Here is an 11472-nt window from a genome sequence, read left to right on the forward strand (position 1 = left end):
GGTCGGGTCCGCGCAGACCGGTCCGGCGCGTTCCGTGACAGCGGACCGCAGGCGTCGTGGGGCGCCCGCGGTCCGCTGTTGCCACTACCCGACCACCGCGGGGGAGCGGGGCGCCTCGGCGGCGGCCTTCGGCTGGTAGAACTCGGTGTGTCCTTCGACGTGGAGGTGGGGCAGGCGGCGGTCCAGCCAGGCGGGCAGCCACCAGTTGCCGCGGCCGAGCAGGTGCATCACGGCCGGTACCAGCAGCAGTCGGACCAGCGTGGCGTCGATCAGGATGGCCGACCCCATGCCGACGCCGATGACCTTGATCGGCAGGTCGGGCGCCGGGACGAAGGCCGCGAACACGGCGACCATGATGGCCGCCGCCGCGGTGATCACCCGCGCGGTGCCCGCCAGTCCGCTGACGATGGACTCCGCGTTGTCGTCGGTGCGCAGCCAGGCCTCACGCATCCGACTCACCAGGAAGACCTCGTAGTCCATCGAGAGGCCGAACAGGACGGCGAAGGTCAGCACCGGGACGAAGGCCGGCAGCGGGGTGGGGCTGTCGATGCCGATCAACCGGCCGGCGGTGCCCCCTTCGAGGACGAGGGCGACCACGCCGTACGCGGCGCCGACGGAGAGCAGGTTCATCACAGCCGCCTTGAGGGCGACGGCGAGGCTGCGGAAGGCCACCAGGAGCAGGAGCATCGACACCGTGACCACGCCGCCGACGAGCAGCGGGATGCGGCGGGCGATGTTGTCGGTGCTGTCGATCGCGCTGGCGGTCGCCCCGCCGACGTGCACCCGGACGCCGGGGCCGACCGCACCCGGGATGACGTGATCGCGGAGGTCGCGGACCAGGGTCTTGGTGGCGCTGGACTGCGGACCGCTGTCCGGGACGACGGTGAGCAGCAGCGAGCGGCCGTCGGAGCCGGGCGCCGGAGGGGTCACGGCCGTGACGCCGGGCACCGCCTTCAGCGCGGTGGGCAGCGAGGCCGTCGCGTCGGCGGGGGTGCCCGGCGCCAACTCGGCGACCAGGACCAGCGGTCCGTTGCTTCCCGGTCCGAAGCCGGCGGCCACCGCGTCGTACGCGAGCCGGTTCGAGCGCCCGGCGGGGTCGTTGCCCGCATCGGGGAAGCCGAAGCGCACGCCCAGGAACGGCGCTGCGAGCGCCAGCAGGACGACGACCCCGGTGACGGCACCGAGGACGCGGTGACGCTCGACGAGCCTGCTCCAGCGCAGCCAGCCGGCGCTCACCGAGCTGTCGCCCTGGGCGGCGCGGCGCTGGGGCAGGGGCAGCCGGAGGCGCTCGATGTGTCGGCCGAGGTAGCCGAGCAGGGCGGGGAAGAGAGTGGCGGACGCGGCGATCACGACGAACACGGAGAGGATCGCCGAGACCGCGGCGCCGCGCATGAACGACAGACCCATCGCGAACAGCCCGAGCATGCTGACCACCACGGTCATTCCGGCGACCACGACCGCGCGGCCCGCGGTGTCCAGTGCGGCGACCGTGGCGGCCTCGGGTTCGAGCCCCTCGGCGCGCCACTCGCGGAACCGGGTGACCAGCAGCAGCGCGTAGTCGATGCCGACGCCGATGCCCAGCATTGCGGCGAGCGAGGTCGACCAGTCCGGGACCGGCATGATCGCGGCGAGGACCGGCAGCAGGGCGCTGCTGACCGCGAGCCCGCCGAGCGCGGTGAGCAGCGGGAGGCCGGCGGCCACGACCGAGCCGAAGGTGATCACCAGGATCAGGGCGGCGGCCGCGATGCCGATGCCCTCCGAGCCGATCGCGCCCTGCTCGGCCTGCTGGACCGCCATGCCGCCGAGGTGGACTCGCAGGCCGCCGTCGGCGGGGCGGGCGAGGTCGAGCAGCCGCTGGGTGTCCGCCTTGGGCATGTCGGGGGCGACGGCGACGTCCAGGTGGATCTGCCCGAGGGCGGTGCGGCCGTCGGCCGACACCTTGCCGCGCGGGCCGTACGGGTCGTCGATGCCGCTGACGTGCGGCACCTCGGCCATCCGGGCGAGCAGGTCCTTGACCCGGTCGCGGGTGGCGGCGTCGGTCACGCTGCCGTCTGAGGTCAGCACCAGGCTGATCGATTCACCGCCCAGCCCGGGGAAGTCCCGCGTCAGCAGCTGCTGGGCCTGCTTGGAGTCCGAGCCGGGCGCGGTGTAGTCGGCGCTGTACTTGGCGCCGAGGCCGGCCGAGAGGCCGAAGGCCGCGCCGGCGGCGAGCAGCCAGAGCAGCACCGTGCGGCCCCGGTTGCGGAAGCTCCAACCGGCTATTCGGCCGAGCGGGCCGGGCCTGTGTGGCCCGCTCTCCCCGGCGGCTGTCCGCCGATCCTCGCGCAGTCCCTGGGACATGTGGTCCTCCGTGCGTCGTCAGGGGCTCCGCCCCCAGGCAAAGCGTTACGCTTCATAACGTGCCTTATGAAGCGTAACGTTTCCCTCGACGGGTACGGATTGTCAACGTGGTGACCGGCGCGGCGAGCGGATGGAGATGCGATGACGGGTGGGTCGGCCGACGAGAGCGGGGGGCGGAGCCGCCGTGAGCGGCTGCGCGCCGACACTGTGGAGGAGATCAAGCACGCGGCCCTGAGCCTGATCGTCGAGCGCGGCGCCGCGAACCTCCGCTTCACCGACATCGCCCGCAGCATGGGGATGACCCCGCCCGCGCTGTACCGCTACTTCGCCGACCGGGACGAGCTGCTCACCGCCCTCGTCGCCGACTCGTACGACAGCCTGTCGGACGCGTTGACGGCGACCCGCGAGACCGTGCCGCCGGACGACCTGGACGGACGCTTCGTGGCCACCTGCACCGGCTACCGCACCTGGGCGCAGCGGTATCCGGAGCGCTTCGCCCTCATCTTCGGCGCCCCCGTGCCCGGGTACGCCGCCCCACCGGACGGACCGACCGTGGTGGCCGGCCGGCGGGCGATGGAGCACATGGTCGAACTCGTCGCCGACACGGCCGAACGCGGACGGCTCGGCAGCCCGCTGGTGCCGGACGCGGCGGAAGCCCTGATGCTGGCCTGGGCCACCGTGCACGGCTTCGTCACCCTTGAGGCGCACGGCCACCTCCACACGCTCGACCAGCACGCGCGGGACCGCCTCTTCGCTGTCCAGGCGGGCGTCGCCGCGCGCACCGCAGGCCTGTCGCCGGCCGCGGACCAGTGGTGACCACAACCCGCGCGGCAGACAGCCGTGCTTGAGGTCGTGAGGTTCCGGCCCGTCACCCGTCGGGTGTGTCCGGCCGGCCGGGCTCGGTGGTCGTGGCGTCGGCGTAGCGGCGGGCCAGTACGGCGCAGGCTTGGTGGAGGGCCGGCGGGCCGAACTTCTACCAGTCCGTCTTCGGCGGGCACACCGTCGTGGTGACCTACAAGGACGCCGGAAACGTCCAGGACGAGAGCGAGGCGGACTGGGTGATGTGGGGCCAGGTCGTCGCCGACGACGGCTTCCACGTCATGGCCTACGACGTGCCCTCGGCGATGCCGTACGAGCAGGGCGCCAACCCGTTCTTCGTGTCCGTGCGCGGCGAGGGCGCCGAGGAGATCAGCGACCTGTGGCACCGTCTGGCCGAGGGCTCGAACGTGCTGCGCCCGCTGGAGCCCGCAGCGTGGGCTCCGCTCTACGGCATGCTGACCGACCGTTTCGGCGTGACCTGGGTCCTCGACGCCACAGCCCCCTACAACGGCTGACCCGCCCCGGGGGCGGGCGCCCTGCAACGGCTGGCCCGCCCCCGCCCCCGCTCATTCTCGGCATCGGCGCGTCGACGGCAGTCGGCACACAGGGGAAGCAGATCTTGACAATGCACAGGCGTCAGCTCGGCCGGACCGGCATCGAAGGCAGCGCCCACTGCCCGGGCACCACGATGTTCGGCCCGAACGGAAACCCGGATCATGACGCACGCGCCCGCATCGTGCACCGGTTCCCGGCCGGCTGCATCAACGGCATCAACCTCATCAACGAGGCACCATGGACGTCCTGACCCAGCGTCACCTCAACCGGGCCACCCTCGCCCGCCAGTACCTCCTCGGGCGTGTGGACTGCACCCCCCTCGATGCCGTCTCCCACCTGGCCGGACTACAGGCCCAGGCCCCTCAGGAACCATTCACCGGCCTGTGGTCCCGCATCAGCGCGTTCGCACCCGTCGACCTCGACGACCTGGTCACCGGCCGCCGGGTCGTGCGCACCCATCTCATGCGCCGCACCGTCCACCTCGTCACCGCCGACGACGCGGTTGCCTGGCGCGCTCGCCACGACGCCATGCTGCGCCAACGGGTCCTGGCCACCTACCGCAGCGAACTCGCCGGCATCGACCTGGACGAACTGAGAGCAGCAGGCCGGGCTGTGACCGCCGCCGGGCAACCACTCACCATGGCCGAACTCGTCGACGCCCTCCGCGACCGCTGGCCCACCCCGCCCCGCCGGGTGCTGGGCGAACTCCTCGTCGCCGCGCTCATCCCCATGGCCCAACTGCCCCCCAGAGGACTGTGGAAGAGCACCGCAGGCGTCCGCAACCTCCCCCTGGCCGCCTGGCTGCAACAGCCCGTCGCCCCCGTGTCCACGGATCCGGACGATCCGGTCGGACAGCAACTCGTCCTGCGTTACCTCGCCGCCTACGGCCCCGCCACCACCGCGGCCAGCGACCGCCGCCTCACCATCAGCCCCCTGCGCAACCTCACCCGGTCCGAAGGACGAGACCTGAAGGCGGAGGGCCGGGCGCTGGCCACCTTCCTGGACCAGGACATCGACACGATCCATATCGCCGACTCCACCTGACCCCACGGGACTCACGGGGGCTGAGGGGGACCTGTGGTCGCGCCCACGCGGTGACGGATTGCGGAACCGGCGTTGCCCGGTTCGGCTCCCGGAACAGACGAGACGGAGCCGTCGGCTGGACCGGCCCTGTTCCGGTGCCTACAGCCGGCGGAACACGGAGATCAGGGTTTCGATCTCCTGCGCGGAGAGCTTGTCGGTGAGGTGGCGGCGTACCGCGGTGTCCAGGCCGGGGTGTACGGCGGTGATGGCCGTACGTCCGGAGTCGGTGAGGGCGACGGTGACACCACCGGCGCGTTCGCGGGTGACGAGTCCACGCTTGCCCATGCGGGTGAGCTGGTGGGAGATGCGGGTGCGGTCCCAGCCGAGTGAGGCGGCGAGCTCGCTCTGGCGCAGGCTGCCTCCCGCCTTGTCGAGGTTGGCGAGGATCGTCAGGTCCGGTTCGGACAGGCCCGCCGCCTCGGCGGTGTCCGCGATCACGCGGGCTCGGACGACCTCGTGGGCGCGCTTGAAGGCGCTCCAGAAATCGACGGGCTCGCACGCGGCGTCGGTCGCGGCCTCGTCCGGCGCGGTGGCCCCCCCGTTCGGTGTTGACATATCAACCCACCTCTTCTTAGTGTTGAGATGTCAACGCTAGCAGGTGGCTGCGCCCTCAGCAGCTCCTGTCGGCCGCGTCCACCCTTCTCGCCCCGCAGGAGGCACCGTGCAAACCCGACCCCTTGGAGCCGGCGGCCCGCAGGTCCCCCCTCTCGCACTGGGCTGCGCCGGCATGTCCGACCACACCGCCCCCGCCGACGAGGCCGATGCCATCGCCACGATCCGCACGGCCCTCGACGCCGGCGTCACCCTCCTCGATACCGCCGATTTCTACGGCATGGGCCACAACGAGGACCTCATCCGCCGCGCCCTACGCGCCGGCGATCGCGAAAAGGCCCTGCTGAGCGTCAAGTTCGGCGCTCTGCGCGGCCCCGACGGATCCTTCGTCGGCATCGAGGGCCGTCCCGCCCACGTGAAGAACGCGCTCGCCTACTCGCTGCGCCGCCTCGACACCGACCACGTCGACATCTACCGCTCCGCCCGCCTCGCCCCCGACACCCCGATCGAGGACACGATCGGCGCCCTCTCCGAGCTGGTCCAGGACGGGTACGTGCGGCACATCGGGCTCTCCGAGGTGGGGCCCGAGACCATCCGCCGAGCCCACGCCGTGCACCCGATCTGCGATGTGCAGATCGAATACTCCCTGTTCAGCCGTGATCCCGAGGCCAACGGCGTCCTGGACACCTGCCGCGAGTTGGGGATCGGCGTCACCGCCTACGGGGTCCTCGCGCACGGCCTGCTCACCGGCACCTACCGACCACCCGCCGGAGGTGACCCGCGCGCCCACTGGCTGCCCCGCTTCCACCCCGACAACCTCGCCACGAACCTCAACCTCGTCGAACGGCTGCGGCCGCTTGCCGACGCGCGCGGCATCAGCGTCGCACAACTCGCCACCGCCTGGGTCGTCGCCCGGAGCCGTGAGCGCGGCACCGTCGTGGCCGTCCTGGGCACCCGCCGACCCGGCCGCGTCGCGGAGGCCCTGGCCGCGGCCGACGTCGCTCTGACCGACGCAGACCTCCGCACGATCGACGAGGCCGTCCCGGCCGATGCGGTGGCGGGACCCCGCTACGCCGCACCCCTCATGGCTCTGCTGGACGGCGAACGCGGCCCGAATCCGATGGCAAGCGCACGGAACTGACCGCTGACGGCCGGCGGGACCTTGCGGCCTCCAGCGCCGTGGTCTCCGTCGGCATGCTCGGTGAAACCGGGCCAGAGGTTTCGCGGCACCTGCAACACCACCGTGTCCTCCGCGCCCGTCTGCGGCATCACCCGCTGACCCACGCACTCCGATCCCGTGCCCACCGGGCGCGGAGCTCCTGCCCCGACGCCTGCTCGACACGTGGCCCCGCCTCCCGCGCCGGGGCCCCGTGGTCGGTCATGCCCTCACCGGGCCATGGCCGCCATGAGCGACGCCGGCGCCCCGTCCACACAGAGAACAGGCTGCGAATCGTGAACACATCCGAGTCACTGCTCACCGAACTGGTCCGGTCCGAGAAGCCGATCGGAGTAGGGATCATCGGACTCGGGGCGCACGGTGGCTGGGCCGAGCGCTCTCACCTGCCGGCCCTGCGCGCCGTCCCGGGTTACGAGCTGAAGGCCTTGAGCGCGAGTTCGAAACAGTCGGCGGAGCGCTCCGGACAGAAGCACGGTGTCTCTCGGACCTTCGGGACGGCGGCCGAACTGGCTGCCTGCGACGAGGTGGACCTCGTGGTCGTGGCGGTGAAGGTGCCGCACCACCGGGAACTGGTGCAGACGGCGCTGAGCGCCGGCAAGAGCGTGCTGTGCGAGTGGCCGCTGGGCAACGGGCTCGCGGAGGCCGAGGACATGGCGCAGCAAGCGCGCAGTCGCGCTGTGCCGACCGCCGTCGGACTCCAGGCGCGGTCGCATCCGGCCCTCGCCTATGCACGGGATCTCGTGGCCGACGGCTACGTCGGCGAGGTGCTGTCCACAACGGTCGTCGGCTCCGGCGGTGCCTGGGGCGCTACCGTCGGCCCCGGTGATCACTACGTGCTCGACGCCGTCAACGGCGCGACACTGCTGACCATTCCCTTCAGCCACACCCTCGACGGAGTCGCGTCCGTCCTGGGAGAGCCCGAGGAGCTGCGGATCCAGCTGGCGTCGCGGCGTACGTCGGCCGTGGACACCGAGAGCGGCCGGCCCGTGCCCATGACCGCCGCGGACCAGGTGGTGGCCTCGGGACGGCTGCCGGGCGGCGCGGTGGTCACCTTCCACTACCGCGGAGGCATGTCCCGGGGCACCAACTTCCGCTGGGAGATCAACGGCACCGAGGGCGACCTCGTCCTCACCGCCCCGATCGGCCACCTCCAGCTCAGTCCGGTCACCCTCGAAGGCGGCCGCGGAACGTCCCCCGGACTCGCTCCCCTGACGGTGCCGGAATCATATGTTCACGTCCCGCAACTGGACCCCCGAGCCGACGCGCCGTTCTACGCGGTCGCTCACGCCTACCAGCAGTTCCTGACCGACCTGCGTGCGGGCACGTCGGCGGTACCCGATTTCGCGCACGGCGCCGCACGGCACCGCAGCATCGAATCCGCCATGACGACAGCCTGACCGGACGTGGGGAGCGCCGCCGCGGACGGCTTGAAGCTGCTCGCGAGCCGGTCCGCCACAACCGGCCCGGATGCCCGCTCCCCACACTGTCCGCGCTGCGCGGGGGGCGTCTCAGTGGTCGCCCAGGAGCGCGAAGGCGAACGCCAGACGCCGGTCCACCCACTCCGCCTGCACGGTGACCTTCTCGCTTCCCGCGGAGAGCATCACCACCTCGTCACCGGCACGCCATTCCAGTGTGCGTGGTTTGGCCGGCTGGTCGCCGCCCTCGGCCCCGAGCGAGGCGAGGGAATCGACCACGCCGAGCGCGAACCGACCCGCCGCCCGCGAGAGCGCATCCTTCGGAGAGCCGCCCGCGATCCACTCGTTGCGGCCGACGACCGAGGGACGGCCGGGCTGGTCGATGGCCCAGGTGTGCCGGAACGGACGCCGCGGTGAAACGCGCCGGAGGGTGCCGATGAGCCGTCCGTCTCCGTCGTGGACGGGGTGGCGCCGCTCGCCGCCGCCCTCCTGCGGTTCGCCGACGTAGCAGAGCAGACGGGTGGCGTCGGTGTCCTCGAAGAGGGTGAGTTCGGGGCCACCGGCCGGGGGAACCGACACCGGTAGCGGTCGGGCCGAAGTGGCGACGTACGCGCACGGGGCGAGGACGCGGTCGTTCTTGCCGCCCTTGGGCACGCGGATGGCGCGGGGGCCCCAGGTGATGCGGGCACGCGTGGGGGTGGCCGGCCGTTCGACGTCGCTGACCACGAACTCCCGGACCCGCTCCCAGCCGACGGGCTCGACCGGAGGTTCCGGGGAGCCTTCCCTGTTCATGCCGAAGCGCATCTCCCCGCCCCCGGACGGTCCGGCTGATCCTGAGTACTCACCGACCCTATACGGATCGGGCCGGCCGCTGCCCACGAGGGCCACTGCCCGCACTCAGCGGGGCTGGCGCAATCAGGGCGTCGATGCGCTTGTCGGACGGCGCCCCGACGTCGCGGTAACTCGGCTCAGCGGGTGATCGAGATCGCGAAGGGCGTGAACCCGCTGGAGCGGATGACGTGCGGGACGAAGAGGATCGCGGCCTCCGTGGCGCGGGCGGTCCGGATCCCGCCGAGGTCGGTGATCCATGCGTTGTGCCAGCCGAGGTCGGTGAGGACTGCGCGGACGGTCTGCTTGGCCTGCGGGTCCTCGCCGGAGAGGAACGCGGTGGGTGTCCGGGTGAGCGTGGCCGGGGCGGTCATCACCGGGAAGAGCATGGTGTTGAGCGTCTTGACGACGCGGGTTTCGGGGAGTGCTTCCTGGAGTTGCTCGGCGAGGCTGGAGCCGGGGTAGAGCAGGTCGGCGGGCAGGCCGTCCGGTCCGTCGGTGGTGGCGTTGGAGACGTCGACGAGGATCTTGTCGCGCAGTTCCTCGCGCAGGGCGGCGAGCCGTTCCAGGGAGCCGGCTCCCGGGGTGGCGTTGATGACGATCTGCGCGCGTCGGGCGGCGTCGGCGGCGGCGCCCGGTGTGCGGGACGCGACGGTCACGTCGTGCCCTGCGCGGGTGAGGGCGGCGGCCAGGTTGCCGCCGACGCGGCCGTTTCCGAGTACTGCGATCGTGGTCATGAGGGTGTGGTCCCTTGTCCTGTGTGCGGGTGGGGTGGTGTTCGATCAGCGGGAGAGGGTGGTGACGGCCTGGGCGTGGACGCCGGGTGCGGCGGCCAGGAAGCTCTCGCTCCGCGGGGTCCAGGGGCGGCCTTCAGCGTCGGAGATCCGTCCGCCGGCCTCGGTGACGAGAAGCGCGCCGGGCAGCAGGTCCGCGCGGGCGCCGGCGAACTGCCAGAAGGCGTCGATCCGGCCGGCGGCCACGTTCAGAAGGTGCAGGGTCGCGGGCACGGCGACGCGGACGACGAGCGCGTCGAAGAGCATCGCGGTGATCGAGGAACCGACGCGCCGCACGACGTTCTCGTCCTCGTCGGGGCGGGCCTGACTGGTGGCCACGATGCTCAGGCCTAGGTCCGCGGTCCGGGAGACGTTCAGCGGCCGGCCGTCGAGGTGGGCGCCCGCGCCGGTGAGCGCGGTGTAGGTCTCGCCGGTCAGCGGCAGGTGGACGGCGGTGAGCACCGGCTGGTTGTCGCGCACGAGGGTGGCGGTCACCGCCCATTCGGGCAGGGCGTGCAGGTGGTTGACGTTGCCTTCGGCCGGGTCCACGACCCACCACTCGCCGGGCGGAAGCGCCCCGCCGTCCAGTTCGTCCTCCACCCAGCCGGCGTCCGGGCGCAGGCTCGTGAGGTGAGGACGCAGGATGCCGAGGGCGGTGTCGTCGTTGGCGGCGAGCGCGCTCATCAGCTCTTCACGGGTCCGGTACGGGATCACCGCGCCGAACCGCTCGCGCAATACCGCGCCGGCCTCACGTACGGCGGCCGCGGTCCGGTCGAGCAGGTCGGCGTCCAAGACGGTGACGTCAGTGGTCTGAAGCGTTGCGGACATGGTGGTGCTCCCGTCTGCGGAGGGGGATCAGGCCGGTCGAGGGCCGAACTGCGCGTTGCTTCTTGCGCTTTCGCCTCAACGGTAGACAGCCCATTGGTTAACTTCAAATGCATGTCAAGCACGGCTAGGATTACTCGCATGCAATTGGATTTGAATCTGCTCGCCGCGCTCGACGCGCTGCTGGAGGAGGGAAGTGTGGCCGGGGCGGCTGCGCGCCTGCATGTCACCGCCCCCGCGATGAGCCGGAGTCTGGGCCGGATCCGGCGCACGACCGGAGACCAGATCCTGGTGCGCACCGGCCGCACCATGACCCCGACGCCGTATGCGATCGCGGTGCGGGAGCAGGTGCACGAGCTGCTGCACCAGGTCCGGGGGGTGCTGGCACCGAGCCGCGAACTCGATCCGGCAACGCTGGAACGCACCTTCACACTCCGCTGGCACGATTCCCTGGTCGCCCTCGGCGGCCCCGTGCTGCTCGCGGCCGTACGCGCACAGGCGCCGGGCGTGCGACTGCGCTTCGTCGCGGAATCGACCACCGACACCCCCGAACTGCGACGCGGCGAAGTCGATCTGGAGGCGAACGCCAACCGCCCGAACGCACCCGACATCCGCGCCGAGCACGTGGGCGAGACCCGCCTCGTCATGGTCGTGAGGCAGGGGCACCCGCTCACCCGCGCCCGAACCGTCACCGCGCAGCAGTACGCCGCCGCCGAACACGTCACCGTCTCGCGACGAGGAAACCTCAGCAACGCCGTCGACGACGCCCTCGCTCGGCTCGGTCTCACCCGCCGGGTGGTGGCGGCCGCCCCCACGGAAGCAGCCGCGCTGGAGTTCGTGCGAGGCACCGACCTCGTGGTCAGCGTCCCAGAAATCACCGCACGCACCGCGGCCGCCGACCTCGGCCTGGCCTTGCTCCCCCTGCCGCTCGAACTCCCCTCGGCGCCGGTGTACCTGTCATGGCACCAGCGCTACGACACCGACCACGCCCACACCTGGCTGCGCGCACTGGCGCGAACCGCACTGGCCACCTGCGGAGCGTCATAGCCCCGGCGGGGCGCAGGCGATGTCAAGGGTTGTGACCGGGGTGCCAGTGCGTCCGCGT

At 72.0% G+C, this 11472-nt stretch carries 10 protein-coding genes and 2 pseudogenes; 7 read left to right on the forward strand and 5 right to left on the reverse strand.

Features of this window, described 5'->3' with window-relative positions:
• Nucleotides 1-84: 84 nt before the first annotated feature.
• Nucleotides 85-2340, reverse strand: coding sequence for an MMPL family transporter (locus tag RMN57_RS32425; RefSeq protein WP_313766853.1), 2256 nt, complete (start codon nt 2338-2340; stop codon nt 85-87).
• Nucleotides 2341-2481: 141 nt separating this feature from the next.
• Between RMN57_RS32425 and RMN57_RS32430 the strand changes: the two genes are divergently transcribed.
• The 4 genes and pseudogenes from RMN57_RS32430 to RMN57_RS32445 form a co-directional block, all read left to right on the forward strand.
• Entirely contained in the window at nt 2482-3156 is a 675-nt protein-coding gene (locus RMN57_RS32430; protein WP_313766854.1) for a TetR/AcrR family transcriptional regulator, read from the forward strand.
• 152 nt (nt 3157-3308) lie between these two features.
• Nucleotides 3309-3674 (forward strand): annotated as a pseudogene (locus RMN57_RS32435) (VOC family protein); the annotation flags it as partial.
• A 110-nt stretch (nt 3675-3784) separates the two neighbouring features.
• Nucleotides 3785-3964 (forward strand): hypothetical protein, encoded by a 180-nt coding sequence (locus RMN57_RS32440; protein WP_313766855.1) that lies wholly within the window; start codon nt 3785-3787, stop codon nt 3962-3964.
• Nucleotides 3952-4617, forward strand: a pseudogene (locus tag RMN57_RS32445) (DNA glycosylase AlkZ-like family protein); the annotation flags it as partial. The gene RMN57_RS32440 and the pseudogene RMN57_RS32445, both read left to right, overlap by 13 nt.
• Nucleotides 4618-4896: 279 nt before the next feature.
• Here the strand turns inward: RMN57_RS32445 and RMN57_RS32450 are convergent.
• Nucleotides 4897-5352, reverse strand: coding sequence for a MarR family winged helix-turn-helix transcriptional regulator (locus tag RMN57_RS32450; protein WP_313766856.1), 456 nt, complete (start codon nt 5350-5352; stop codon nt 4897-4899).
• 106 nt (nt 5353-5458) lie between these two features.
• Between RMN57_RS32450 and RMN57_RS32455 the strand changes: the two genes are divergently transcribed.
• Both RMN57_RS32455 and RMN57_RS32460 read left to right on the forward strand, forming a co-directional pair.
• Nucleotides 5459-6490, forward strand: coding sequence for an aldo/keto reductase (locus tag RMN57_RS32455; protein ID WP_313766857.1), 1032 nt, complete (start codon nt 5459-5461; stop codon nt 6488-6490).
• A 311-nt stretch (nt 6491-6801) separates the two neighbouring features.
• Complete coding sequence (locus RMN57_RS32460) at nt 6802-7923, forward strand: Gfo/Idh/MocA family oxidoreductase (RefSeq protein WP_313766858.1); 1122 nt, start codon at nt 6802-6804, stop codon at nt 7921-7923.
• A 111-nt stretch (nt 7924-8034) separates the two neighbouring features.
• Here RMN57_RS32460 and RMN57_RS32465 read toward each other — a convergent pair whose 3' ends face one another.
• The 3 genes from RMN57_RS32465 to RMN57_RS32475 form a co-directional block, all read right to left on the reverse strand.
• Nucleotides 8035-8733: a hypothetical protein gene (locus RMN57_RS32465; protein WP_313766859.1), complete on the reverse strand. Its 699-nt coding sequence runs from the start codon at nt 8731-8733 to the stop codon at nt 8035-8037.
• 176 nt (nt 8734-8909) lie between these two features.
• Nucleotides 8910-9506, reverse strand: a complete 597-nt coding sequence (locus tag RMN57_RS32470; RefSeq protein ID WP_313766860.1) for an NAD(P)-binding domain-containing protein — start codon at nt 9504-9506, stop codon at nt 8910-8912.
• Between the two features lie 45 nt (nt 9507-9551).
• Nucleotides 9552-10370 (reverse strand): 3'(2'),5'-bisphosphate nucleotidase CysQ, encoded by an 819-nt coding sequence (locus tag RMN57_RS32475; protein ID WP_313766861.1) that lies wholly within the window; start codon nt 10368-10370, stop codon nt 9552-9554.
• A gap of 138 nt (nt 10371-10508) precedes the next feature.
• Here RMN57_RS32475 and RMN57_RS32480 point away from each other — a divergent pair, with 138 nt between their 5' ends.
• On the forward strand, nt 10509-11414 hold the full coding sequence (locus RMN57_RS32480) for a LysR family transcriptional regulator (RefSeq protein ID WP_313766862.1): 906 nt from the start codon (nt 10509-10511) through the stop codon (nt 11412-11414).
• The last annotated feature ends 58 nt before the right edge of the window (nt 11415-11472 follow it).

The sequence above is a fragment of the Kitasatospora sp. CM 4170 genome (assembly GCF_032110285.1).
GTDB classification, from domain to species: Bacteria; Actinomycetota; Actinomycetes; order Streptomycetales; family Streptomycetaceae; genus Kitasatospora; species Kitasatospora aburaviensis.